This is a genomic window from Frankia sp. RB5, from assembly GCF_059816245.1.
In genome coordinates, this window is record NZ_JCBATA010000057.1 from 1 (window position 1) to 24,011 (window position 24,011).

30 protein-coding genes are annotated in these 24,011 nt (G+C 68.4%); 17 read left to right on the plus strand and 13 right to left on the minus strand.

Annotated elements, in window-relative coordinates; translation table 11 throughout:
• Positions 1-225: 225 nt before the first annotated feature.
• Entirely contained in the window at positions 226-900 is a 675-nt protein-coding gene (locus tag AC6EXY_RS24830; protein WP_499818238.1) for a PIG-L deacetylase family protein, read from the minus strand.
• A 155-nt stretch (positions 901-1,055) separates the two neighbouring features.
• Here AC6EXY_RS24830 and AC6EXY_RS24835 point away from each other — a divergent pair, with 155 nt between their 5' ends.
• The 4 genes from AC6EXY_RS24835 to AC6EXY_RS24850 all read left to right on the plus strand — a co-directional run bounded on the left by AC6EXY_RS24835 (position 1,056) and on the right by AC6EXY_RS24850 (position 3,785).
• The gene (locus AC6EXY_RS24835; RefSeq protein ID WP_499818239.1) at positions 1,056-1,511 is read left to right on the plus strand and encodes a hypothetical protein; all 456 of its coding nucleotides are present in this window, start codon (positions 1,056-1,058) and stop codon (positions 1,509-1,511) included.
• A gap of 48 nt (positions 1,512-1,559) precedes the next feature.
• Positions 1,560-2,603: a glycosyltransferase family 4 protein gene (locus AC6EXY_RS24840; RefSeq protein ID WP_499818240.1), complete on the plus strand. Its 1,044-nt coding sequence runs from the start codon at positions 1,560-1,562 to the stop codon at positions 2,601-2,603.
• A 58-nt stretch (positions 2,604-2,661) separates the two neighbouring features.
• Positions 2,662-3,519, plus strand: a complete 858-nt coding sequence (locus tag AC6EXY_RS24845) for a radical SAM protein (protein WP_499818241.1) — start codon at positions 2,662-2,664, stop codon at positions 3,517-3,519.
• A 128-nt stretch (positions 3,520-3,647) separates the two neighbouring features.
• Positions 3,648-3,785 carry a hypothetical protein gene (locus AC6EXY_RS24850; protein WP_499818242.1) on the plus strand — a complete coding sequence of 46 codons (138 nt, stop codon included), beginning with the start codon at positions 3,648-3,650 and terminating at the stop codon, positions 3,783-3,785.
• A gap of 105 nt (positions 3,786-3,890) precedes the next feature.
• Here AC6EXY_RS24850 and AC6EXY_RS24855 read toward each other — a convergent pair whose 3' ends face one another.
• From AC6EXY_RS24855 to AC6EXY_RS24885, 7 genes are read right to left on the minus strand one after another with little or no spacing between them, the layout of a single operon-like run.
• Positions 3,891-4,352: an NUDIX hydrolase gene (locus AC6EXY_RS24855; RefSeq protein WP_101831418.1), complete on the minus strand. Its 462-nt coding sequence runs from the start codon at positions 4,350-4,352 to the stop codon at positions 3,891-3,893.
• A gap of 21 nt (positions 4,353-4,373) precedes the next feature.
• The gene (locus tag AC6EXY_RS24860) at positions 4,374-5,993 is read right to left on the minus strand and encodes a carbamoyltransferase family protein (RefSeq protein WP_101831419.1); all 1,620 of its coding nucleotides are present in this window, start codon (positions 5,991-5,993) and stop codon (positions 4,374-4,376) included.
• Complete coding sequence (locus AC6EXY_RS24865) at positions 5,993-6,859, minus strand: DEAD/DEAH box helicase family protein (RefSeq protein ID WP_101831420.1); 867 nt, start codon at positions 6,857-6,859, stop codon at positions 5,993-5,995. The genes AC6EXY_RS24860 and AC6EXY_RS24865 overlap by 1 nt, the downstream gene beginning before the upstream one ends.
• Before the next feature lies 1 nt (position 6,860).
• Entirely contained in the window at positions 6,861-7,859 is a 999-nt protein-coding gene (locus tag AC6EXY_RS24870; protein ID WP_165818330.1) for a Gfo/Idh/MocA family oxidoreductase, read from the minus strand.
• Positions 7,860-7,888: 29 nt separating this feature from the next.
• Positions 7,889-8,791, minus strand: coding sequence for a sugar phosphate isomerase/epimerase family protein (locus AC6EXY_RS24875; protein WP_499818243.1), 903 nt, complete (start codon positions 8,789-8,791; stop codon positions 7,889-7,891).
• Positions 8,788-10,032: a methionine adenosyltransferase gene (locus AC6EXY_RS24880; RefSeq protein WP_165818331.1), complete on the minus strand. Its 1,245-nt coding sequence runs from the start codon at positions 10,030-10,032 to the stop codon at positions 8,788-8,790. Before AC6EXY_RS24880 ends, AC6EXY_RS24875 begins: the two co-directional genes overlap by 4 nt.
• A complete protein-coding gene (locus AC6EXY_RS24885) occupies positions 10,032-11,018 on the minus strand; it encodes a glycosyltransferase family 2 protein (protein WP_499818244.1) in 987 nt (328 codons plus the stop codon). Before AC6EXY_RS24885 ends, AC6EXY_RS24880 begins: the two co-directional genes overlap by 1 nt.
• A gap of 182 nt (positions 11,019-11,200) precedes the next feature.
• On the opposite strand from AC6EXY_RS24885, the gene AC6EXY_RS24890 reads away from it, so the two are divergent.
• Positions 11,201-12,559 carry an NsdA family TPR-like regulatory protein gene (locus tag AC6EXY_RS24890; protein ID WP_101831425.1) on the plus strand — a complete coding sequence of 453 codons (1,359 nt, stop codon included), beginning with the start codon at positions 11,201-11,203 and terminating at the stop codon, positions 12,557-12,559.
• A 171-nt stretch (positions 12,560-12,730) separates the two neighbouring features.
• On the opposite strand, the gene AC6EXY_RS24895 is transcribed toward AC6EXY_RS24890, so the two are convergent.
• From AC6EXY_RS24895 to AC6EXY_RS24905, 3 genes are read right to left on the minus strand one after another with little or no spacing between them, the layout of a single operon-like run.
• Positions 12,731-13,312 (minus strand): GNAT family N-acetyltransferase, encoded by a 582-nt coding sequence (locus AC6EXY_RS24895; RefSeq protein WP_499818245.1) that lies wholly within the window; start codon positions 13,310-13,312, stop codon positions 12,731-12,733.
• Positions 13,309-14,091, minus strand: a complete 783-nt coding sequence (locus tag AC6EXY_RS24900; protein ID WP_499818246.1) for a 2'-5' RNA ligase family protein — start codon at positions 14,089-14,091, stop codon at positions 13,309-13,311. Before AC6EXY_RS24900 ends, AC6EXY_RS24895 begins: the two co-directional genes overlap by 4 nt.
• On the minus strand, positions 14,088-15,677 hold the full coding sequence (locus AC6EXY_RS24905) for a helix-turn-helix domain-containing protein (RefSeq protein WP_499818291.1): 1,590 nt from the start codon (positions 15,675-15,677) through the stop codon (positions 14,088-14,090). The genes AC6EXY_RS24900 and AC6EXY_RS24905 overlap by 4 nt, the downstream gene beginning before the upstream one ends.
• 573 nt (positions 15,678-16,250) lie before the next feature.
• Between AC6EXY_RS24905 and AC6EXY_RS24910 the strand changes: the two genes are divergently transcribed.
• Positions 16,251-16,598 carry a hypothetical protein gene (locus AC6EXY_RS24910; protein WP_499818247.1) on the plus strand — a complete coding sequence of 116 codons (348 nt, stop codon included), beginning with the start codon at positions 16,251-16,253 and terminating at the stop codon, positions 16,596-16,598.
• On the opposite strand, the gene AC6EXY_RS24915 is transcribed toward AC6EXY_RS24910, so the two are convergent.
• Together AC6EXY_RS24915 and AC6EXY_RS24920 are read right to left on the minus strand one after the other, a co-directional pair.
• On the minus strand, positions 16,567-17,499 hold the full coding sequence (locus AC6EXY_RS24915; RefSeq protein ID WP_499818248.1) for an SUMF1/EgtB/PvdO family nonheme iron enzyme: 933 nt from the start codon (positions 17,497-17,499) through the stop codon (positions 16,567-16,569). The genes AC6EXY_RS24910 and AC6EXY_RS24915 overlap by 32 nt on opposite strands.
• An 11-nt stretch (positions 17,500-17,510) precedes the next feature.
• A complete protein-coding gene (locus tag AC6EXY_RS24920) occupies positions 17,511-18,305 on the minus strand; it encodes an aminotransferase class IV (protein ID WP_499818249.1) in 795 nt (264 codons plus the stop codon).
• A gap of 234 nt (positions 18,306-18,539) precedes the next feature.
• Here AC6EXY_RS24920 and AC6EXY_RS24925 point away from each other — a divergent pair, with 234 nt between their 5' ends.
• From AC6EXY_RS24925 to AC6EXY_RS24975, 11 genes are all read left to right on the plus strand, one after another.
• Positions 18,540-19,166, plus strand: a complete 627-nt coding sequence (locus tag AC6EXY_RS24925; RefSeq protein WP_499818250.1) for a hypothetical protein — start codon at positions 18,540-18,542, stop codon at positions 19,164-19,166.
• Entirely contained in the window at positions 19,163-19,996 is an 834-nt protein-coding gene (locus AC6EXY_RS24930; protein ID WP_499818251.1) for an SAM-dependent methyltransferase, read from the plus strand. The genes AC6EXY_RS24925 and AC6EXY_RS24930 overlap by 4 nt, the downstream gene beginning before the upstream one ends.
• An 8-nt stretch (positions 19,997-20,004) precedes the next feature.
• Positions 20,005-20,694 (plus strand): hypothetical protein, encoded by a 690-nt coding sequence (locus tag AC6EXY_RS24935; protein ID WP_499818252.1) that lies wholly within the window; start codon positions 20,005-20,007, stop codon positions 20,692-20,694.
• Positions 20,695-20,711: 17 nt separating this feature from the next.
• Positions 20,712-21,023 (plus strand): hypothetical protein, encoded by a 312-nt coding sequence (locus tag AC6EXY_RS24940; RefSeq protein ID WP_499818253.1) that lies wholly within the window; start codon positions 20,712-20,714, stop codon positions 21,021-21,023.
• On the plus strand, positions 21,020-21,862 hold the full coding sequence (locus AC6EXY_RS24945) for a PHP domain-containing protein (RefSeq protein ID WP_499818254.1): 843 nt from the start codon (positions 21,020-21,022) through the stop codon (positions 21,860-21,862). The genes AC6EXY_RS24940 and AC6EXY_RS24945 overlap by 4 nt, the downstream gene beginning before the upstream one ends.
• A 7-nt stretch (positions 21,863-21,869) precedes the next feature.
• Positions 21,870-22,013, plus strand: a complete 144-nt coding sequence (locus AC6EXY_RS24950) for a hypothetical protein (RefSeq protein ID WP_499818255.1) — start codon at positions 21,870-21,872, stop codon at positions 22,011-22,013.
• Positions 22,014-22,079: 66 nt separating this feature from the next.
• Positions 22,080-22,301, plus strand: coding sequence for a hypothetical protein (locus AC6EXY_RS24955; protein ID WP_499818256.1), 222 nt, complete (start codon positions 22,080-22,082; stop codon positions 22,299-22,301).
• Positions 22,298-22,498: a hypothetical protein gene (locus tag AC6EXY_RS24960; RefSeq protein ID WP_499818257.1), complete on the plus strand. Its 201-nt coding sequence runs from the start codon at positions 22,298-22,300 to the stop codon at positions 22,496-22,498. Before AC6EXY_RS24955 ends, AC6EXY_RS24960 begins: the two co-directional genes overlap by 4 nt.
• The gene (locus AC6EXY_RS24965) at positions 22,495-23,457 is read left to right on the plus strand and encodes an ROK family protein (protein WP_499818258.1); all 963 of its coding nucleotides are present in this window, start codon (positions 22,495-22,497) and stop codon (positions 23,455-23,457) included. Before AC6EXY_RS24960 ends, AC6EXY_RS24965 begins: the two co-directional genes overlap by 4 nt.
• Positions 23,454-23,732: an SUKH-4 family immunity protein gene (locus AC6EXY_RS24970; protein ID WP_499818259.1), complete on the plus strand. Its 279-nt coding sequence runs from the start codon at positions 23,454-23,456 to the stop codon at positions 23,730-23,732. The genes AC6EXY_RS24965 and AC6EXY_RS24970 overlap by 4 nt, the downstream gene beginning before the upstream one ends.
• Positions 23,725-24,006 (plus strand): SUKH-4 family immunity protein, encoded by a 282-nt coding sequence (locus AC6EXY_RS24975; protein ID WP_499818260.1) that lies wholly within the window; start codon positions 23,725-23,727, stop codon positions 24,004-24,006. Before AC6EXY_RS24970 ends, AC6EXY_RS24975 begins: the two co-directional genes overlap by 8 nt.
• Positions 24,007-24,011 lie beyond the last annotated feature (5 nt).

The following is a 24,011-nucleotide window of genomic DNA, read 5'->3' on the forward strand; positions in this document are numbered from 1 at the left end:
AGCCGGCCCGCGAGCCCCTCGAATGCTTCAAGCCACCCGTCGGGGTCTACGCTGGGGCACACGGCCACCGGCTGATCTTCACGTGTCGTCACAAACCGCGAGGATCTCCGGTGGTCCTTTTCGTTCCTGGGCCAGGGTCCCTGCTCAGCCCCGCCGCCCAACCATGACGCACCAGACCTAAACGATCACAAAAGTCGGGCTGGAGTACTAGCCAACCGGCAGCTCTCAGGACCCCGGCGGCCAGGCCGACTCGTGAAATGTCTCGGTATGGATGCTCTCCGGGTGTAGGCGAAGGAACTTGAGGACGCTCCGCGCCTGGGTGTCGTAGCGCCCCAGCGCGCGGAGCTTGTCCACAGCGACGTCGGCCACATCGTGCGTGCGGTTCGGGCGCACCCGGAGGCGGTTCACATCGTCCGGCAGCAGGTACCCGGGCCGGGGATCGTCCAGGAAGACATCGGGGTCGGCGAACGTGAGTAGCATGCGCGGCATCCACCTGCTCATCGTCAGCGCCGTTCGGGTGATGTGGTGGGATGCCACATGGTCGGGATGCCCGTTCAGCCCGTTGGCCGGAAAAGTGGCCACCACCACCGGCCGTGTTCGCTCGACAAGAGCTCGTAGATCTTCCGCCGCCTCGTCCGAGCGGGATGCAAGACTGCCGTCAGGATACGAAAAAAGCAACGCATTCACAACACCGAGTAGAGACATCGCCGCAGTGAACTCCTGGCTGCGAACATCCGCAAGCTGCTCCTGCGAACAAATCCCCAGCGTGCGGCCCCTCTCTCCACGTGTCAGGGTAACGACGGAGACCGAGTCCCCTCGCCTGACGGCCTGCCGGATGGTTCCCCCGGCGGACAACGTTTCATCATCGGGGTGCGGTACGACAACAAGCATGTCGGTCATGGCGCTATATTTTCGCACGTGAGTTCGAAGCCGGCGGGACGTTCTCAGCTTCTGGACACGAGGATGCGGGGTCTGCGATGGTGCGCATGAGGTCCCTTGACTTCTTGGACGGCCGGCGGCGCATCGTCCGGGCGGACACCTGCCGCGGCTGTTACATGAACGAACACGAAGCGGACCTTCCCTCGGCGATTCGGCCCGTCTACGACGACGGCGAGCTGACAGTACGGCAGGACGCGGAATGGGCCGTTCCCGGTTTTATGATTCTTGGGGTCCGCGCGCATCTGGCGACCGTGGCCGACCTGCCCTTGCCGCTTGCTCTACGAGCGATCACGATTGTGCGGGCTGTGCGGGCGGTGATGCGGGAAGAACTCGGGCTCGCCGCCGTCCAGATGTATCAGGAGGATAAGCACGTCCGGCCCCACTTCCACATCTGGATGCTTCCGCTCTGGCCCGATGTGATGCGCGAGCACGGTATAAATCCACGCATCTACGAATCCAGTATCCCCAGCTACTTGAAGCTCTTCCGATTCGAGGCCGCCCAGGCGGAGATCATTCGATGCGCGGATGTGATCCGTACAGCTCTTCCCCGACGGCTTCAAGAAGATCTTTGAGGTCGCCCTCGCAAAGCCCTGACCCCCTCGCGTCCCAGGAGAACAAGGTTGCGTATAGCCCAGATCGCCCCGCTGTGGGAGTCGGTCCCGCCCGCGAAATACGGCGCAATCGAAGCTCTCGTCGCCGACCTGTCACGGCACCTCGTTGCCGCCGGCCATGAAGTCACCGTCTTCGCTTCCGGAGACTCCCTGGTGAGCGGCCGCCTCGCAGCAGGCCATCCCAGGTCGCTCAATGCGGACGACTCCGTCATCGAGCCGGAGGCCATCCGTCTTGGTCAGCTTGCCGACGTCTTGGAACAAGCGGCACAGTTCGATGTCTTACACTCTCATCTGCACTCGAACTCTGGCCTTGCTGCCGCCTTGGTACTCCATCCGCTCCGGAATCGGACCGTTCACACACTGCATTGCTATGCCAACGCCGACAACTCGCGGCTTCTCAACACACTCGCTGACAATTCCTACATTGCGATCAGCGATCACCAGCGGACGAGTCTCCCCCGGTTGAACTGGCGAGCTCGGATCTATCATGGCCTAGATGCCGGCTTCTTCCCGTTCCGGGCCGAACCGGACGAGCCTCCGTATGTAGCCTTCTTGGGCCGTCTGCGGCCCGAGAAGAGGCCAGATTTTGCGATAGCTGCGGCACGAGCCGCAGGAATCCCGATCAGGATCGCCGGCAGGGTGAAGCCCGCCGACCGGTCATTCTTTCAGACCAAGATCGCGCCGCACGTCGATGGCGAGACGGTCAGGTATCTCGGCGAGTTGGCCTTTTCCGATAAGGTCCGCTTTCTCGGGGGCGCATGCGCGACTCTCGTCACCAGCGGCCTGCCTGAGCCCTTCGGGCTGGTGACCGCCGAGTCACAGCTCTGCGGCACACCCGTCGTTGCCACTCGGTCGGGAGCAATCGATGAGGTTGTCGAACAGCGAGAAACCGGCTTGATTGCCGACGGTGACTCCGAATTTCCCGAGCATATACATGCGGCATTGAAGCTGGACCGAATGGCCTGCCGAAGTTTTTCGGCAGAGCGATTCTCTCTACCGCGAATGGCTGCCGAGTACCTCGCAGTTTACGAAGAGATCGTCAACGGGGGTTGACGGCCTGCTTGTCGCTGCATCCGACAGACCGTTCGTGGGATATCGAGGAGATCGCCCAATGCGACGAAGTGTCATCCTCACCGCTGGCAATAGCTGCTTTGTTGCCTGCCCTGGATGCTATAACCACTTCGCACGGACCTTGGTCACCACTCCGAAAGTGCACCGATTCGCGGAATTGCTGTATCAAGAACTTGGAGTCAAGAAGATCACCATAGGTGGTGGCGACCCACTCACTCGTCCAGACATAACAGATCTCGTTTCTGGCCTTCGCGAGATCGGGCTCACCCTCCACCTGGATACGGTCGGCACTGCTTTCCTTCGAGATGCCAAGATCCGGTTCATGGGTCAGGGAATAACCCGTCGGGTGGACGTCGAAGCTCTTGCACGCGATGTCGATCAGATCGGAATTCCGCTCGACGGATCCACGGATGATGTCATCAGGAAATTCAGGAGATTCGGGTCCGTTGCCGACCAGCTTGCGATCCTTACCCTGATGGATAGTGTTGACGCGACGGTATGCGTCAATACCGTCGTCCACCAGGGAAACGTTGACGACCTCGAATCGATCGCCGAACACCTCGTGCACCATCCGGCCGTTCGCCGGTGGCAGTTATTTCAATTTATGCCGAGCGGACCGCTTGGGAGCCGTAATGCCGCCAGCTTGAGCGTAAGCCTCGCAGATTTCGAGCGCGCTGTGTCGATGCTTGGTGGGGTCCTTCCCGAGATCGCCGTCTCGATAAAATCGAACAGTGACCGTAAGAACTCCTATCTGCTCATAGATGGAGGAGGCAAGATATGGAGTCCCCATCAGCAATCCACGCCATACTGGAGTATGGGCGACGAGAGCCCTGATCGTATTATTCATGGGTGCATCGAAGAAGCGGGTATTGTCGAACTTCTGCGGAAACTTGGTTGACGAGAAAGGTGGGAGTCGGCAGTCGCAGGCCGTGACACGGTGGCGCGCGGCAGTCGCGCTCGCCGAAAGCTCTCGCCATTGCGACACCGCACAGCCTAGTACTACAGGCCCAACTCGCCCGTGTAGCCATGTGGAAGGCGCTGGAGCCGCTGCTGACGGACCGGGCGGCCCGCACCACGATGGCGAAGCGAGCACGGGCGTTCGGCCGACCGGACGCGGCCGAACGCCTCGCGGACGTGGTCCTCGACGCCGCCGGTTGGCGTTAGGCGGCGGGGCTGGGAGGTCCTGAAGCGTCCGGCGCGGAGGCGCCGTGCCGGGTGTGGTTCCGTCAGGTAGGAGGACAGCGTGGCGGCGAGCGACTTCGTGCCTGATCAGTGCAGAGTGATCGGCTGTTCGGGTGGGCCCTCGGCCAGTACACCGGTGACGAGTTTGCTGAGGCCGCGGGGGTAGACCGTCTCCTGGGTGCTCCGCAGGTCTTCCTGCGTCCACCAGCGGAGGGATCGGATGTTGTCCGGCTGGGTGGCACGGTCCAGGTCGATGTCGGCAGGCGTGACACGTGCGAGGAAGTACTTCTCGATCTGGCGGACCTGGAGGCCACCGACAGGGTGGTCGTTGCTGCGTTCGGCGATCTGGGCGCCGAGGTCGACCTCCTCGACGCCGAGCTCCTCGCGTAGTTCCCGGATCACGGCGGTGGCGTAGTCCTCGCCTGGTTCGAGGCTGCCGCCCGGTGTGGCCCAGAAGCCGTTGTTCTCGTCGTAGTGGAGTAGCAGGACGCGCTGGTCTGCGTCGAGTACGACGGCTCGGGCTGCCTTCCGGAGAGGGGGAGTACTCATGGTGTCAGTCTGGCAGGCGGTTCAGGTCCGCTCGATGAGGTAGTCGCCGATGCACAGGGCGTCCAGGTCGCATGCCTGGAACGTGGCTAGGGCGTGCGCCGGGGTTTCGACGATGGGCTCTCGGTCGTTGAGGCTCGTGTTGAGCACGAGCGGGATTCCGGTCAGGTGTAGGACGTGCTGGATCAGGGCCGCGAATGTCGGGGCGGTGCCCGGGTCGACGGTCTGGACGCGGGCGGTCTGGTCGACGTGCACGACTCCTGCGATCTTGGCTGCGCGGTCCGGCTTGACGGGCGGGGCGAGCAGCATGAAGGGGCTGGGGACATCTAGGTCGAACCAGTCCTGTGCGTGGCTAGCGAGGACGGCGGGAGCGAAGGGCCGGAACGGTTCGCGGTGTTTGATGCGGTTGTTCAGGGCGTCGGAGCTGGTGGTCTTGCGGGGGTCGGCGAGGATGCTGCGGGCGCCGAGGGCGCGGGGGCCGAGTTCGCTGCCGCCCTGGAACCAGCCGATGATTTTGCCTGCGGCGATCATCTGGGCGGCGGTGCCGGCGATGTCGCTCTCGCGCCGCCACTGGTACGGGGCACGGCGGCGTTCAACCAGTCCGGACCGCGGGTCGCGGGTGAGGGCCTGCTCGATCTCGGCGTCGGTGTAGGTGCGGCCAAAGTAGTCGTGGGCGAGCGGTCTTCGCGGGACGGCGCCGGTCACCTGGTGCCAGGCGTAGAGAGCGCAGCCGAGGGCTTGGCCTCGGTCCGAGGATGCTGGGGGCGCGAAGTATCCGGTGACCGGGTCCAGTCGCCGGAGTTTGTCGGCGGCCACGCAGTTGAGGGCGACGCCGCCGGCGAAGCACAGGTTTCTCAGCCCGGTAGCGGCGATGGTCTGCTCGGCAAGAGCGCACAGGGCCTGTTCTGTCTGGGTCTGGACGTACGCTGCGGCGTCGGTGCCGCGTGGATGGTCGCCCCGGCTGTCGGGCGGCCCGAAGTCGGCGCCCGTCTCCTGCGCGAGTGCGGCGACGCCGGGAGCGTGGCTGCGGGTGAGGCGGCCGTGGACAATGGCGTCGGTGACGTCGAACAGCGGGGCGTGGTGGGCGTTCGGGTCTCCGTAGGAGGCGAGGGCCATCGTCTTGCCGGCCTCCTGCTCGTGCCACCCGAGCCAGTTCGTGAACGCCTCGTACGTGGCACCGATGCCGGCGGCTCGGGGCCGGGTGGGCGGGTTGCCGCCGAGTCGGTGGATGCCGTCGCGGGTGGCGGCGTAGAAGGTCTCGGTGTCGTGGTGGTTGCCGCCGCCGTCGACGACGAGGACGGTCGCCTCGTCGTGGGGGCTGAGGCAGTACGCCGTGTACGCGTGGCTGAGGTGGTGGTCGACGGGGACGATCCGCGCCGGGCTGACGCCGAGGTGAGCGAGGCCGGTCTCGGCGGCGGTGGGCGGGTGGTGACCGATGCCGCTGACCGCGATCAGGTCGACGTCCTGCAGCCGTACGTCGGCGGCGCGCAGGCAGTACAGGAGGGCGGCCTGCCAGCCGGGGCTGTAGCGGGTGCGGTTGAGGCGTTCCTCGCTGATCGCGACCATCGTGGTGTCGGTGATGAGGGCGGCGCCGCCGTCGTGGCCGAGGTTGATGCCGACCACAATCGGGGCGGCGGCGGTCATCAGGCGGCCCCGCGTGCAGGTTCGGCCAGCAGGTCCCACAGCTTGGTATGACCTGTCGCATCGCGGTGCAGGGCGCCGAGCTGGCACAGCTGAACCGTGCCGCCGCGGTGGTCGAGCGGCTCGGTGAAGGGATGACCGAAGCTCTCCAGGCCGCCGAGAGCGTGATAGACGGGCAGGAAACGTGGGTCCAGCGCCGGGCGGATATCCGGGGCGGTAGCGGTGGCGAGCGTCGCCGCGGTGTCTCCGAGCCCGGCGTCGGCAAGGAGTCCGCTGATCTTGGCGAGGACGGTGTTCGGGGTCGCTTCGTCGGTCTCGACGATGAGGGGCGGAGTGGGGCACAGAGCCGGCGCGATGTCGGTGTAGAAGGTGTGCAGTCGCTCCAGTAGACCTTGGTCAAACCACTGCTTCCAGCGGGGCCGCTCGGCCACGTTCCCGCGGCGCGTCAGGCTCTCGCGGGGGCTGACCAGCATGATCACGGTCAGGACCTGCTCGGGCAGGGCGGGGGCGATGTGGCGGGCGTAGAAGTCGCGGGCGGCGCGGTACGGCAGGCTGTCTTCCGCGCGGGTCGCCCAGCAGTAGGCCAGGGCGCCGAGGTGGTTGCGGTCGCAGACCAGCAGCCGGGTGGCGGGGTCGGCGGCGAGTCCGGCGCAGGCGCGGGCCTTGTCCAGCTCGTGCCGCAGGAACCACAGGCTGTGTCCCGCGTTGGATGGATGCACGGGCGATCGCAGGCCGGCGCTCAGCCGTGCGTTGGGCTCGGTGAACCACAGGCACTCGTCGCCCAAAACGGGCACCATCCGCGCGAGCAAGGAGGTCTTGCCGGCTCCAGGAGGCCCGTCGAGGACGAGGACAGGTGCATCGGTGGGCATGTCAATCCTTCCGCAGATGCGGTCCGGGACGGCAGAGGCCGGCCAACCCCAACGCGAGGTCTTCCACTCGCACCGCAAGGGCGGTGCTGGTCGGCAGATCGGCCGGATACTGTCCCGCCAGCCGGTCGCTGACGGCCTGCCACATGGCGGCGAACGGGTCGGGGAAGTCGCTCTGCTCGCCGGTGGCGGTGGTGACGCGGGTCGCGGTGGACGGCTCGTAAGGGCGGGCGAAGTCGACCGTGGCCGTGTCCGAGGCGCCGCCGAAGTGGATCTGCTCCAAGAAGCGGCCCGGCGCCGTTGCGCTGATGACCAGAGTGAACGGCTGGCCGGCAGGTCCGAATAGCAGCGCGTGGAGCGACTGGCCGTCGGCATCCAGGGTGCATGCGGCCGGGGTGACGCCGGGGACGGCCAGAGTCAGAGCGGTCAGTAGGTGGTAGCCCTGCCACAGCAGGATCTTCAGCGCAGTCACCTGGTGCGCGTCGGCGAGCTGCCTGGGAATCGTCTGCGGCGGGTCGTCCACAAAGGTGTAGGGGCTGAAGCCGGGCGGCAGCAGACGGCGTCGGGCGGCCTCGTCGAAACCGTCAGCCTTGATCAGCCAGCCGCCCGTGGGTTCGGGCACCGCAGCGAGAGCGGCATGTAGCGCTGGATCGTGGGCGCGCATTGCCCCCACCTCCAGCAGCAGCCCCGCCCCCTGCGCGCGGTCGGCCAGCTTCCGGGTTTCCGTGACATCCAGGCCGACTGGCTTCTCGGTGAACACGTGTAACTGTGCGTCGAGGGCCGCTTCGATCAGGTCCTGGTGGACGCCGGTGAGGACCACCAGCATGTCCACACCGTCCACCAGGTCCTCGATCTTCCCCGCGACGCGGGGTACCGCGAAGCGGGCAGCGGCTGCGCGGGCCCGCGCGGTGTCACGGTCGGCCAGTGCGGTCACGTCGAAGTCGGGGCTGGAGGTGAGCACGGGCAGGTGGAGGCCGAACGCGGCAGCGCCGCATCCGGCCACGGCCAGCCGCCATGGCCTGGTCCGCAGACTCATCGGCCTGCCTCCTGGGGTATCCAGCAGCCGGTGGCCGCCTGATGGGAACGGGCGGCGATTTCGCCCTCGGGCAGAGCCCGTAGGACCGGGTTGAACAACTCCACCGACGCGGGACCGTGGTAGCCGACCTGATGCAAGGCATTGGCGAAGGCGGACCAGTTCAGGGCACCGTCGCCCGGGAAGAGCCGCAGCCTGTCCGTCCACCCATGCGCGGCGCCGACGTGCGGCACGTCAGCGATCTGCACGTGCGCGACCCCGCCCGTGCCGAGTGCCGTGATGTGTCCTGGGTCGGCTCCCGCGACCGCCCAGTGGAAGGAGTCGACGAGCACGGCGGCATTCCTACTTCCGCTGTCGTGCAGCAGTTCGGCGACGGCGGGCAGGGTGGCGGCCACCGGATGCGGTCCATTCAGCTCGGATGGCAGTCCCTCTCTGACGCTCACGGCCTCCACCGCGAGGCACACGCCGTACTCGGCGGCGGTGTCCGCGAGGTGGGCGATCCTCGTCCGTGCGAGGGCCAGGGCCTCACTCTGGCCGAGTGAGGAGTACGGATTTAACACGGACGTCGCGACTGGGCAGCCCAGCGCGGCGAACGTCTTCAGCCGGGCGGGAAGGCTCATCAGGTGCTCGTCGTACGCCGCCGTGTCGACCAGCAGCGGCGCGGGCAGCACAGGCCCAGCGGGCAGGATGCCGCTGGCAGCCGCCACGGTCAGGCCGTGCTCGGACAGCAGATCACGCACCCGGCCAGCACCCATGGCCTGGGCCTGCTGGATGGACAACTCGACCGCCGTGAATCCGCCTGCCGCCGCCAAGGTGAGGAAATCGGGCAGGTCGACACCGGAGAGGGCGGCGGGGTTCAGACACGGCCGAAACGGGGCGGCGGCCCCAACGCCGCGGCTCATGCCGTGGCCAACTTCCCAGCCAACAGCCGCTCCCGCAGGCCCTCCAGGTCCCCCATCACGCTCGTGAGGACCCGGCGGGCGTCGGAGACGAACACTGGCTTCGGCCCGGACGTCTGGACGATGGCCTGCCAGGGGTCGGCGAGGTCGCGGCCCGACTGCGAGACGAGAGCGACCGCGCACTCCAACCCGGTCTCCTCGTACATCCGGCGGGCGGCCTCCGTGGCGGCCAGGTTGTAGAGCTTGCCCACGTGGTAGACCGGGTTCTTGCCCGAGACGCCTTCGGCCGACCAGGGGCGGAACATCGAGATCAGCCCGTTGGAACGGTTACCTCGTCCGACCACACCCTCGTCGCCGGACTCAACCGACGACCCGGTGGCCGTGAGGTAGAGCTCAGGCCGCTGGTCCTGGTCACGCGTGTTCAGGAAGACCTCGACGTCCGCGCCCGGCGCGATCCGCGCGGCCGTCTGCGCGATCAGCTGACGGGCCAGGGCCCGGCGTTCGACATAGGTTTCCAGGTTCGGGGTGTGGCGGGCGATCTGCGGCACACACGCCGTCAGGCGGACGCTGGCACCGGTGCGCACGACCATCAACTTGATGTCCGTGCCGAAGTAGGGGTGCTCGGCGCGGAACAGTTCGCTGCTCAGGTGCGTCTCGATGCCGCTGGCCAGCTGTTCCCCGATGCCCAGTGGGAAGTACCCCACGCCGGCCGAGGTGTCGTTGGAGAACAGCCTGTGCCGCTCGGCGAGGTCGTCCAGGCTCCGCGGGGCGAACCAGCGCTGCCGGGACGCTTCCCGATCGGCGTTCGCGCCGTCGGTCACCGCTCCGGGGCTCGACGCCTGAGTCAGCCGGGGCCTCACCTGCACCCACCGCTTGGTGTCCAGCAGGGGCAGCGCGGCGCCCAGGAAGTCGTGGGCCGCCGTGGTGACAATGTCCTCGACGGGGATGGAATCCGCGCCCAGCGCCGCGGTGATCCGTCCATTGACCAGTACCTGGATCGGGGCGGTCATCTCACCATGCCCGAACGTCACATCGGCGCTGCCGCCGAGCAGGGCGAGCTTGTCGGTGTTGTGGTGCAGTATCGCACCGAAGTGGTCCAGGCAGTACGCACTGTAGGCGCGGGAGATCGCCTCTGCCATGCCGTCAGCGAGGGTGTCGGGGTGGCCGGAACCCTTCCGCTCGATCACCTCGACAGCGTTCTCGCTGGCGGCGGGGTACAGCCCCGCGGTCGTGATGACGTCCATCAGCAGGTCTCCAAGGTCTTATGGACGGGCATGGCGGCGAGCGTGATCGCACGGCGACCGAGCAGCCGCAGACGTCCGCGTTCCAGGTGATAAGCCCCGATGCGGGCCAGGTCGCGGGCCGACTCCACAGCACGCGAGCCGTCCAAAAATCCCCATCCGGCGGCCAGTCCGTTCACGGCCTGGTGCACGGCCTCTCGTCCGGCCTGGATCGCGGCGGGCTCGACACGAACGCTGAGGTGCATCCGTGCGACGCACACCCCATGGCCGGCGCCTTGGCGGACGAAGTAGCGCAGCGTCGTTTCCGGCCGAGAGACGGGATGAGAGACGACGGCGGACGGCTCGATCAGGGTGTCGTGACCGGCCTGGCGGGCACGGTCGACGAACTCCAGGTCCTCGCAGTCTCCGAGCCACCGACCCCGTCGCCCCAGGTCGGTGCGGAACAGGCCGACGTCGAGCGCGGTCTGACGCTCGAACAGCAGATTGCAACCGGTGACCCAGTACGGCCACACAGCCGGCTCCCGATGATCGGGCCAGTCCACCGCACCGTGACACTCTCGTAGGGCCTTCGTCAGCGCGGTCGCCGCGCCGCCGGGATACTCCACGACGGTGCGGCCACCGACGGCGAACACCTTCTCCTCCTCGATCGCGGTCAGGAGGATTCGCAGCCACTCCGGCTCGGGTGTGATGTCCGGATCGGTGATGGCGACATAGCGGCCCCGGGCTGCGCAGATCCCGCGGTTGCGTCCCGCGCTCAGCCCCGGCGTCGGCTCGTACAGCACCCGCACCGCGAACGGCCAGTCGCTCTTCCTCACCGCGTCGGCAACCGGGCGGATCGGTCCGGGCAGATCGTTGTCCACGATCACCGCCTCGAACCGGTCAGCGGGCAGGCTCTGGTGGGCGAGGGCATCAAGCAGGTTCCGCAGCCGCGAGGTGTTCCCACGGGCACTCACCACGACCGAGACCAGCGGCGCGTCCAGCTCTCCCATCGGCGCTCCCTCCTACACACGGCGTGTACGGCTGCCTCCATGGCACTGCCGACCACCCTGATTGAGGAAGGCGAAACCTGTTGCTGCGCTGTTGCCGAGCCTGAACCGAACCGCTCCCCGACGGCGGGGTGAGTGACTACCGTGCGAATCACCAAAGGTGGCGTTGCGTGAGAGGGGCTGAGATGTCCGCCCAATCGCTCTTACAACACCCGCTGACCGCGCTGCGCTCCGCGCTGGACCTGACCGCCGTGAAGTACCTGGACCGGCTCGACGACGCACACCACGCGCTCGGCTACGGCCGGATGGCCAAACGTCGGGAGAAGGTCTCCCGCTGGGAGACTGGCGTCAACGATCCCGACGAACCCACCCGCTACGCGATGGCCCGCCTCCACGGCATCCCACCGGCGGCCGTCACGGAACTCGGCTGGCCCGACTTTCTCCTGCTCGCCTTCCCCGACGACCGCCCGGTGCTCGACACCCCCTGGACCCCCGCGGGTACGGTGGCATCGGTAGCGGCCACCGCTCGGGGAGGCTCCATGGACCGACGGGCATTCCTGATCTCCAGTGGTGCCGCGCTGACTGGCATCGCGATCAGTTGGAGCGACGCGGTCGGGGCCCCGCTGATTCCCCTCAACGCCACCGGCCGCCGTCTCGACCCAGACGTGATGACCCGGCTCGAAAACCGGCTGGACGACCTTCGACACCTCGACGACGTCCTCAGCGGCAGAGAACTGCTCCCAGCGGCCACCGCGGAATACCGCCTCCTCGAACGCATCGCTTGCAACGCGACCTACGACAGCGCCGTCAGCCGCCGTCTGTTCTCCGCCCTCGCCGAAGCCTCCCGGATATGCGGCTGGCTGCACTTCGACGCCGACCAGCACGCGCAGGCCCAACGCTTCTACATCACCTCCCTCCGCGCATCCGCCTCCGTGGGTGACACCGAAGTCGGCGCCAACACCATGAACTTCATGGCCATCCAGACCTACTCCATAGGCAACCCGCAGGACGCCGTGAACCTCGTACGGACCGCCCAGGACCGCGTCACAGGTTCGACCACCCCCCGCGTCCGCGCGCTGCTTCACGCCCGCGCCGGCCGGGCGCTGTCCAAAACCGGAGACCTCAAGGGCTGCGCTCACGAGTTCAACGCCGCTCGTGACGCCTACGCCCAAGGCGTCCGCGACGACGACCCGCCCTGGGCCTACTCCATCACCGAAGGCGAGATCGAGATGCTGGCCGGCTCCTCGGCCCTCGATCTCGGCGACCCCCGCCGTGCCCTGCACAGTTTCACCGCCGCACAGCAGGCCGAGCCCGGTGCCACCATGCACCTACGCGACAACCTGCTTTACCTCACCCGATCCGCCCGGGCCCACCTCGAACTCGGTGACCTCGACGCCGCCTGCGCCGCCGCGACCGATGCCTTCCACCAGAACAGCAGCGTCAACTCCTCGCGCCCCTCCGACGCACTCGACGACATCCGCGACCGGCTCACCCCGCACCGGGATGTACCCGCCGTCCGCGACTTCCTCAGCACCAGCGCATAGAGGGTCCGTCTGATGGTGGTAGAGGCACGCCCGTGCCGGCGCCGTCCGGCGACACGAGAAACCTGCTGGCGCGTGGAACCGATCTTCTCGGCGAGTTGCGTGACGTTCGTTCCTGCGCGAACGATGAGGTGTTTGAGGAGCGTGCTGAGTTCCAGGAGCGCGCCCGTGGGTTCAGGTGGCATGGCCGGTCGTGCTCCTTTCGGCGGGATGGGCTCTCGGTCCGTGCGGGATGCGGGTGATCGTGTAGATGTCGTCGCCGCGGAACTGGTTGCCGGTGGCGTGGAAGCCGAGTTTGGTCGCGACCCGGATCGATGCCGCGTTGTCAGGGTGGATCAGGGAGACGACACGGTCTGCTCCGACGTGGTCGAATGCATAGGTTAGAACGGCGTGGCCGGCTTCGGTGGCGAGGCCCTGGTTCCAGCGGTCGCGGCGGATCGTCCAGGCGGCTTCGATGCCGGGCCATCCGGGCTCCTCGTACAGGCCGGCGCGGCCGACGAACTTCCCGCTGGTCCGGTCTTCGAGGGCCCACATGCCGAAGCCGCGCAGATGCCAGTGTCCGGTGAGGGCGGCTTCCATGTCCCACACGGCGGTTTCGGTGCGGGGGCTGCCGGTGTAGCGGGACATCTCCGGGTCGGCGGCGATCGCGGTGTAGGGGGCGACGTCGCGGGCCTGCCAGCAGCGCAGGATCAGCCGCCGGGTAATCACGGTGGGGATGGTGATGGTGGTGGGCTCACCGAAGCGCAGCGCGGTCATACGACCGCCGCAGCGCCCGGAGGGGCCGGACGTGGTGGAGGCGTTCCCGCACGTCCGCGATCATGGGTAGGGCCGTGTAGGGGCTGAGCATTGATCTGGCGGAACTCAGACCGGTGTGCGCCGGTGGGCAGGTCGGGCGTGGAGAGCGGGGCGATGGCCTCGGTGCCCCAGCGGTAGGTTCGGCCATGGCGGTACAGCTGTACCAGGTGTAGGTCTTCCACCTGGATTTCGATCGGCGGTAGATCACGTAGAGCGGTGATCTGGCGGATGATCGGCATGGTGGGAACGTCGCGGTTGCAGTAGGCGATGCCGATGTGCGGGCGAAATCGCCGTGGGGAGTCGGGTAGCCCGCATGCGGCTGCTGCCTGGTCGAGGATGCCGCGGAGTTCGATCAGCTGTTCCCAGGGGGTGACGGTGAAGCGGATCGCGCCACGCGACCCGGCCAGCGGGCCGACCCGCAGCGGGAATGACGGCAGGTGTCGGCATTGGTCGGACACCTGCCGGTTGATCGCGGCGACGGTGGCGGTGTCGATCTCGTCGGTGAACGCGAGCCGGCGCAGGGTCAGGTGAAGCCCGTCGGCGGGTACGGGATCGAGGTAGTCGGCCGTGCGTAGCTGCTCCTGGCAGGTCGCGGCGAGGTCGCATAGGGCGGGGCTGTCAAAGGTCAGGAACCAGTGGAAGCTACGCCGGCCCGGGGTCCAGCCGGGCCGGTCCCAGTGATCGGTCATCCTGTCCTGGGCCCGGAAGCGTTCCCAGTCGTCGCGGACCGGATCGCTCACCGTAGCGGCCGGCGGCTGAGGGTCTGGGTGATCTCGGCGAGGTCGGCGACGGCGGGTAGGGAACGCCAGGGTGTGGTGCGGCGGGCGAGTTCCCGGCCGCGTTGGCGGATCGATTCGATGGGCTGAGTGCCAGCGCGGGTGAGCGCCTCGATGCCGAGTGCCGCGCCGTGCTCGGGGTCGGCGTCGTCGCCGGTCGCCAGGGCGGTGGCGACGTCGAGGGAGATGAGGACGTCGCTCCAGGGGGAGCGGTCGACGCCTGCCATGGCGGTGGCGGTCTGGGCGTAGCTCTGCACGAGAGCCGTGTGCCCGACGGCGAGGTGAGCGGTTGCCGCGTTCGCCGCGATCCGCGCCAGGCTGTAGACGCCGAAGGATGTGCACGGTGTCATGCCCGCGGGAAGCTCGGCGTTCCCGGCGAGTTGGAAGGCGCGGCCCACAGCCTCCCGTACTCCGTCGCGGTCGCCGAGATGGCCCAGCGCGCGGGCTTCGCCGTTGACGGCCAAGCGGATGGCCTGCGGCCCGCCCGCGGCGTAGGTCTGCCCCTCACGTGCCAGGTCCCGCGCTCGTCGGTAGTCGCCGGCGTAGTAGGCGCACAGGCTTTCCGTACCCCGCACCCAGGCTGCCAGGTTGTCGTCCTCGGCTACCCGCGCGAGGGTAAACGCCTCCGCGCAATACGCTCGCGCGAGCCGGAAATCGCCGAGGTTCACCGCCATGTATCCGGCCAGCCCTGACAGCCGGCAGGCGACACGGAGGAGGCGTTGGCGGGCTCGGGCCGGCTGCCATCCCTCGATGAGGGTCTGCACTTCGTTCCGCTGCCGCACGATCAGGGGCATCAGCGCGGCCGGGCCGCGAGCTTCGTAGGAGGCGACACAGTCCTCGACGACGTCGTCTAGGTAGTCCAGGAACGACGAAGGGACCGTCGGCGTCGCGAAATACCGCAGCCGTACACCCACCTCCACCAGTTCCGTCTGCCGGTCATACCCACGGTCATGCGGCGCACTCCCGGACGATCCACCACCCGCAGCTGCTCCCGCGGTGCCTATCGCTTCAACCATCGCTCCTCGTTGCGGTGCAGGGTTAGTCGATGCTGGCAGCTCCTGACGTTCAGGAGCTGGCTGGATCGCGCCCTCCGGCGAGAAGAGCGTCCTGATCCACGCGCCGTCTCCCGCTGTTACCCCCGCGGCGGCGGGACGTCCATCACGGGAAAGGTTCACCTCGACTGCCGTCACGGCACGCCCCAGGGCCGAGTCTGGTGGTGATGCCAGCGGCGCCTGCGGGTTGACGGCTGGCTGGGGCGCGTCGTCCGCGGGGAGGATCGCGCCGATGTTACGGGCTCTGCGCTCCCGGTCTGCCCGTTCCCGCAGAGCGAGGACTCTACCGTCGGCGTCCAACGCGGGATCAAGCTTCTCCGCGAGATCGATCGAGGGGACTTCCCGGCCGTTGACAGCGCGAGACACCTGCTGACGGGGCGAACCGATCGTCTCGGCGAGTCTGGTGATGTTCGTATTGGCCTCGACGATGAGCTGCTTGAGGAGCGTGCTGAGTTCCAGAAGCGCCCCCGTGGGCTCAGGTGCCGGCTCCGGTGGCATGGCCCGTCGTCCTCCCCTCCGGGGCGCACCCGGCTCGGTGCGCACTCAGTGCGGAACGAGTGCGGCGCCGGTGCGGTGCGAGTGCGATCCCGGTGCGGTGTCAGTGCGCACCCGGTGCGCGTGCGCGCGGAAATTTCATTCTGTGGCGATCTCGTGTCCCAGTGTGTCATGGCTCTACCAGCGCGTATGCGCACGCATCGAATCCCGGGAGGAGCGTCAGTGCTACCGGACCCGCCTACCCCGACCCCGACCGGCGAGGGAGAGTCCGCGGCCGGTTGCGAGGAGCTGCCGTCTCTGCCGATCCGGGTGCCCGGGGAAGCCCTCACACGGCGTCGGCAACGACACGGGCGGGGCGACGTCGCTGGAGCCCCGACTGTCGCGGACACCCTGGTCCCCTGGCTGCTCTCCACGGGGCGGGAACGGTCGGAGAGCTAGGCACCACCGAGCCGCCGGCTCACTGCCGGAGGCGCCATGCCCCTCCCCGCCTGCGGTGCCGACCGGCAATTCCCCAACCGCGGGCGGGGAGGTTCCACCGTCCGACTCCCTTCCCACCAACATGATCGGAACCTGTCTATGCCTCCCTACTACGAGTCCGCTCCGCACCGGGGTGGGCTGCTGGACCTGGCGCCGCGGAGCACGGCGCCAACCGATCTGATCGGCCGGCTGTTCGACGAGGCCGATCAGATCGGCCTGACCGACGAGCAGATCCGGATGCTGCTGCGGGTGCAGCGTGACTACCGGGCGGGCCTGCACGGGCTGGATGTGGAGTTGGCGTTGGCCGCCCACGAGGTGCGGCTGACCCCGGAGGCGCTGGCCGGTCGTGCGCCCCCTGACCGAAGGGCTCCTCCGCCACCCAGGACCCACGCCCGGTGTCGAAAGACGATCGACCCTAGTTTGTTGGTGCGGGAATCTCCATACTGACGCAGCGAAACCCGGTGTCGTCGTCCAGCATGCCGGTCGATGCGTCGTTGAAACGTGAGGGCTCTGCTCGGCGAAAAGGACTGGTGAAGGCACTGCCCTTCAGCCCACGGCGTCCGGGCTCGGTTTCGGTGGAGAGCCATTCCCAGGTGTTGCCGCACATGTCGTATGCCCCGTAGGGGCTCACACCACTGTGGTAGCGGTCCACCGGGGTCGTGGAGCCGATGCCGGACTCTCGGAAATTCCCTTTCGCTGTTGTCTCCGAATTTCCCCACGGATATCTCGTGCCGTACGGGCCGCGGGCGCACTTCTCCCACTGGCGATCCGTGGGAAGTGTTTTTCCGGCCCAGTCGGCGTAGGCCGCCGCGTCGTGCCAGGTGACCCAGACCACCGGGTGGCGGGCGAGATCCGGCGGGCATTCACCCGCGGGCCAGTGTCTGGGGGGTCGGTATCCCGAGGAGGCGATGAAGCGCGCGTAGTCAGAGTTCGTCACTGGATGCGCATCCATCCAATATGAGGGAATCCACAGCTTCTCGCCGGCAGCCCCCGACATGAACTCGCCCTCGCCGACGTGGATCATGAGCTTGCCGTCCACGGGGTGGCGTGTCTGGCTGGTGTCGGCCTCGTCAACAGGAGCGATGTCATGAGTGCTGGGGGTGCTGGTGGTGACCGATCCGATGAGAGAGACGAATCGGTCTCGCACCTCGGGAGGGGAGCGCCGCAGGACCGTATCCAAAGCCTCCTGGTTCACCGGGCGAGGGGTAATGGCCTCGCGACCCGCCTCCCACTTGGAGACCGTGCGTTCGGCGACCCCCAGATGATGCGCGAACGCGGTAATGCTCATGCGCCTGGCTTCGCGAAGTGCCCGGATCTCGCGTCCAGTCCAACGGATGATGGTGGTCATGGTGGCTTGGGCTACCCCAGCGAATCCAGTTGCACCGCCGCGTATGCGGCGCGTAGCACCTCGTAGATCGGGTGATCCACCTGAAACTCGACTTTGTCGATCGCGCGGATCGGCCGGATCCCGATCGAGGTATTGGTTGCAAACGCGGCCTGAAATGCATCGAGTGCGTCGACGTACACCGGTACAGTCTTGTGGGGCTGACGTTGCTGGAGGAGGGTCATAGTGACTCCCGGAAGTACCTCGCCATCCGGCCAGACGACACTCTGTCCGTCGTACAGGCCAATATTCCAGGTCGGCCCTTCGAGAACCTGTTCCTTACTGACCAGCAGTGCATCGTCGTAGCCGGCGAGTTGAGCAGCCCGGCGCTCACGCAGCGGGCCGAACAGCCCCACGTGCTTGACAGCGGGTAGATCGCGGCGGTACTGCCGGCTTCCCAGACGCAGCGGTGGAAGTGCCGCAGCCGCGGCGGGACGGAACGTGATCCCGATACGCGGCGTCAAGGCCGCACCGGGATGCCCCAGGTCGAGGCTGGGATCGAAAACGGTGACCCGAACGACGAACGCTCCCGACCGGCCCCGAACAGCATCGGCAACCAGTCTCCGCACCCGGTCTGGATCCAGGTCCGCGGCGAAGAGCGCGCGGCAGTCCCGGACGAGCCGCTCCAGGTGCAGAGACAGGCCGCGTACCCGCCCGTCCTCGACGCGCATGGAGGTGAAGTGGCCGTAGTTGGTGAGGCCCAGCGCCTGGACAACGTCGGGCGGGGCAGGCTGACCGTCAAGCTCCATGACCTTGGAGTCTGCCAGCACGTGTGACCGGACGTTGACACTCCCGGCATCAACCGGGCGCGAAGTGCAGTGAAAGGGCAGGGGAAGGTCAGTACTCGGCCCTGTACCACCTGGCAGTCCTACGTCACGATTGTGCCGCCGCCGTCACCCAACGTGAGTTTGGTGGCGCCGTCGGCCTCCCCGTCTGCCCGTCCCGCCGCCGCGTGGTGCTGGGCGGACGGGCTCCCAGGACATTCCCAACATGATCGGAACCTCATGCCGCCGTACTACGAGGTCGCCCCACATCGGGGCGGCCTGTTCGATCCGACGCCGCGCTGCACGGCGCCGGAGGATCTCCTTGGCCAGCTCCTCGACAACGCGGACGAGGTCGACCTGTCGGATCGGCAGATCCGGCAGTTGCTGGCGGTGCAGGCCCGTTACCGGCGGGTCCAGCACGGGCTGGCCGTGAAGCTCATGGTGTCGGCCGAGCAGGTCCGGTTGACGCCGGAGTCGCTGACACCGACCGCGCTGGAACACCGCCGGCAGGTGCACGAGGCGCGCGGCGCCTTGTTCGCGCAGCACGGGATCAACGGGGACATTGCGCTCGCCGCCGTGTTCAGGATCCTCACCGCCGAGCAGATCGACACGCTCATGACCGTGGTCACCGCCGAGGTGAAGGCGATGCTGCGCCAGGTGGCGCCCGTGCTCGTGACAGCGGTCGCCCCGCTCTACACCCTGGTCGCCACCACCAGAGCGGGGCTGCGTGAGGTCGACCCCGGCGAACCACGGGAGATGCGGGTCGAGGACGACGATCGGCTGGAGCTATGGCTGGTGAACGAGGCCCCGTCGGACAGAGAACCTTCGCCGACACGATCCGTGCCGGTGCTACAGGGCCAGCCATGACGGAGCAGGGATGGGCGTCGCCTGCTGCCGCGCAGGTGTCGCCGGTGGATCTGCATCTGGACCGGCCGCACGCCGCGCGGATGTACGACCTCCTCCTGGGCGGCAAGGACAACTTCCCGGCGGATCGGGTGGCGGTGGAGGCGGCGGTGGCGGCGTTTCCGCATCTGCCGGTCGCGGCCCGGCAGAACCGGGCGTTCCTGCACCGGGCGGCGCGGCTGGTCGCACAGTTTGGGGTGCGGCAGTTCTTCGACGCTGGCACGGGTATCCCGACGTCGCCGAACCTGCACGAGGTCGTCCAGGACGCGATCCCGACCGCCCGCGTCGTCTATCTGGACAACGACCCGATCGTGCTGGCCCATGCCCGCGCGCTGCTCACGAGCAGCCCGCAGGGCCGCACCGCCTACCTGGACGCTGACCTACGCGACGTCGACCGGATCCTGACCGCGCCGGAGCTGACCGACACGTTGGATCTCGCCCAGCCGGTCGCCCTCTCGCTGATCGCGATCCTGCACTTCGTGGGAGACGACGACGACCCGCAGGGCATCGTGCGACGGCTGGTCGAGCGGCTGCCCTCAGGCAGCCACCTCACGATCAGCCATGCGGCGAGCGACCTGAACCCCGACGTGGAACGGGCGGCCGAGGTGTACCGGCAGCGCGGCGTCGCCATCCACCCCCGCTCACACGCCCAGATCATGAGATTCTTCGACGGGTTGCAACTGGTCGAACCCGGGCTGGTGCCCGTGCACCGCTGGCACCCGGACGATCCCGGTCTCGCAGCCGTGCCCGACGCGCAGGTCAGCGCCTACGGCGCGGTCGCCGTCAAGCGGTGAGCGGGCGGGTGCCTCGGCTGCTGATGCTGCTGCCGGCGGGAGGCGTGCCGCTGCTGTCGGGCGTCCTCGCCTCGACAGGGCGGGCCGCGCAGGTCGTGGCGGTCGTTCCGTCGCTCGGCGACGCCGAGACAGACGGTGGCGGGGCAGGCCGGGTGGTAGGTGACCTGAAGGCGGGGTTGCCCGTGGCCGACGGCGCGATGGACATGGTCGCCGGCTACGGCATCCACCCCGCGGATCCCGTGCTGCTGGTGCACGAGGCACGTCGGGTGCTCGCCCCACACGGGCAGATCGTGTTCAACGTCGAGCTGGGGCACCTGCGTCATCACGGCTGTGACCTGCCCAGTCTCACCAGCGAGGAGGTGGGGCAGGTGGCACGGGCGCTCAGCGACGCGGTGGACGTGGAGACCCGTCACGGCTGGGAGGCCATGCACGCCGTGATGGACACCGGCCGGGCGGGCCTGCACTCCGAGGGCGTCGACGTGATTCACCTGACGGCGCACCTCGACCATCCCGCCGTCGACGCGTATCTGCACACGGCGACACCCGTGGCGCCGGCTCCGTTCGCCGCCGTGCGGTCCTCCCTCGACGAGCGTGCGGCGCGCCGCTACCGGGCCGCCTGCCACCGGGCCGTGGATCTGCACGGCGCGTTGACGTTACGTACGCCGATGGTGTGCATGCGGGCCCGGCGGCTGCCATGAACAGGGACGGTGGGTCGGTGGGGCAGCGTCGCGCGGGCTACAGGATCGAGCTGCGCGTGGCGGTGGGCGGGGCCGTGGAGCGCACGCTGGAGCTGGCCCGCGCCGTCGTCGCGGCGGCCCGCCGCCGACCGGCCGCAGCCGTCTGGGACGACCTCCACGACATCGAGGACGGGGGGTTGTTGTGGGTGTCCACGGCGGAGCAGGTCCAACCCGGTACGCGTATGCGGATCGAGAGCCACGACGGGACCGGCGCGACCGCGACCGTGATGGGGACGTTCCTGCGTGTGCGCGTGGACCCGAATACCGGTACCGGGGGCCCGGAAAAGTGATTGATCTTCATACGCATACGACGGCGTCGGACGGCAGCCTGATGCCGCAGGAGCTGGTGGCCCACGCCGCCGCGGCCGGGCTGCGGGTCCTTGCCATCACCGACCATGACACGACCGGCGGGATCGAGCCGGCGGCGGCGGCGCTGCCGGCGGGGATGACGTTGGTGCCCGGGGTGGAGATCTCCTGCCGTGCGCAGGTCGCAGGACGCGGGCGGGAGGTGCATCTGCTCGCCTACCTGTTCATCCGGGAGGACCGGGCGCTCGCGGACCTGCTCGGCCGTGTCCGGGACAGCCGGGAGCTGCGGGCACGACGTACCGTCGGCCTGCTGCGGGCCGAGGGCCATCCGATCGAGTGGCCGCAGGTAGCCGCGGTCGCGGGGGGCGCGTCGGTCGGCGGTCGGCATATCGCGGCGGCGATGGTCGCCGCGGGCATCGTGAGCTCGGTCGACGTCGCGTTCGGCCCGGACTGGCTCGGCGGCCCGTTCCACGCCCCGATGTGGCGGCCCGAGGTCACCGAGGCCCTGACCGTGGTCCGTGGCGCCGGGGGCGTCGGCGTGCTCGCGCACCCGTGCGCGCCGGACGGCGCCCCGCTGTCCGTGCAGTTCCTGGCGGACCTGGCCGCGCGGGGGCTTGTCGGCATCGAGGTCGACCATCCCGACCACGACGAGGACGCCCGGCGGCGGCTGCGCTACCTCGCCGATGAGCTGACCCTGCTGCCGATCGGGTCGAGCGGCTTCCACGGGCCCGATACCTCGCGGCTCGGGTCCGACACGACGACACCGCAGGTGTACACGCGGCTCCTCGCCCACGCCAGCGGCAGCACACCGATCCGCGGATGAAGCCGTCGTGGACGACGGCGAGCGGTGGGAGGAGATGGACCCGGAAGTACGCAGGGAGGTCGACGAAGCCGGCCAGACGGGCTGGGGGCTGGTGTGCGTCGCTGCTGGCCTGGGCGCCGTCCTCCTCCTGTCCATGATCGTGTTCCGGTAGGAGACGGGCCGCTCTGTCCGTCGCCCCTACGGGCAGAGCGGCCTCACGCCAGAGAAAGGGGGCGTGATGGCGGACATCGACACGCAGGATCGGGGGCGGCTCGTGGGCCTGGCCGGGGCGGCGCCGCTGACGTTCGCGGCGGCGCATTGCGATCTGGACCGGCGGGTGCTGACTGGTTTCTGGCGGCGCAGTCTACGGGCCGGTGATCTCTACGAGCGGTACCGCGCGGCGCTCGCGACGACCCACGGCGAGGGCCGCGTGCGGGAACGAGAGGAGGGACCGGGATGACGCTCACCGGTGCGGGAGTCGTGGTGGCGGTGTGTGTGGGGATGGGGCTGGTCTTCGCGTGGTACGCGGACCTGATCCGCCAGGCCATGCGGCAGGGCTACCACCGGGAGATCAGGATCGCCGTGATCGCGGGAACGAGAAACACCCTGACCAGAGGGATGATCGCTGTGGGCATCTGGACGCTGGTGCACCGATGAAAGTCCACGCTATCGATATCGGCGCGTCGACGATCAAACAGGCGATTGTCGACACCGGCCCGCCGTGCACGATCAGCATCCCGTTGCCGGTGCTGCGGCTGCCCCCGAAGCCGACGTTCCACGCGCTGCTGGAACGCCTCTTCCCGGCGCTGACCGGCACCGTCGACGTCGACCGGGTCGCGATCGCGACCACCGGCGCCGTCGACACCGACGGCACCGTGATCCGCGCCGAGGCGATCCAGGGATACACCCGCGTGCACTGGCCCAGCCTGCTCACCGGCGTCCACCCCGACCTACGCGGACGGGTCCACGTCGTCAACGACGGCGCCGCCGCGACCTGGGCGGAATACCAGCGACGCGGGCACACCGGAACCCACATCCACTTCACGCTCGGCTCCGGAATCGGCGGCGGCATCGCCCTAGGAGGACAGCTCGCGCAGGGCGCACCCCCCGGCCCGGCCGGCCTTGGCCACATCCTCGTCGACCCGGTCAGCACGGTGCGCTGCTCCTGCACCCGCACCGGCTGCGTAGAAACCCTCGCCGGAGCGCGGGCCGTCCGCCGCGGCTACCAGCCCCCGCAGCCCGCCGCGCCCCGGCGCACCCCCCCAACCGCGCGGACAAGGGTCCCGACCGTGGCCGAACTCGTCCACAAAACCCAACACGGCGACCCCGCAGCCCTCCGCACGTTCGAAGCCGCCGGCTACTGGCTGGGGGTCTCCGCCGCGACCGTCCTGAACATTCTGGCCCCCGACGCGATCACCATCGGTGGAGGGCTCGCGCAGGCCGCCCTCAGCGCCGCCGGTCCGGACAGCGGCTACCTCGGCGCCGCCCAGCGCACCCTACGGCAGCGCGCGGTCCCCCGCCTGGCCGACCGGGCCGTTCTCACCCCCGCCGCCTACGGACCGGACGGACCGCTCATCGGCGCCGCCCTCCTCGCCGCCTCGGACCGTGAGCTGTGATCGACGAACAACAGGCACGAGAGATCGCCGCCACACTGCTCGGCCGGCCCGCCGACGACCCGCAGCAACCCTGGAAACTCCAGGAGTTCCCCCAAGGCTGGCTGATCAACGAGACGGCTCACCTGCGTGAAGAACACGCGGGCGTCGCGGGACGGGTCATCGAACGGGATACCGGGCGGGTGATGGTCTTTCCGTCGCGGGTCCCGCCCTCCCGGATCCTGACCGACTACAACGCCACCGTCGACCGGGGATATCCGGAGGACATCGGTGATTGACACGAATAGAGCCCGGGAGATCGCGGTCGTGCTCCTCGGACGGCCGAGCAGCGATCCGACTCGACCCTGGAGCCTCATAGAGTTCCGTGAGGGATGGATCATCAACGAGAACGGTCACCTCGGCGACGCCTTCGTCGGCAGCCTCGGGCGGGTGATCGAAAAAGAATCCGGGCGCGTGGTGAGTTTCCCGTCCCGCATACCCACCGACCGGATCATAGGCGAGTACGACGCCGTCGTCGGAACAGCGAAGGTCGTCGCACCACCTCAACGCTGATCGAC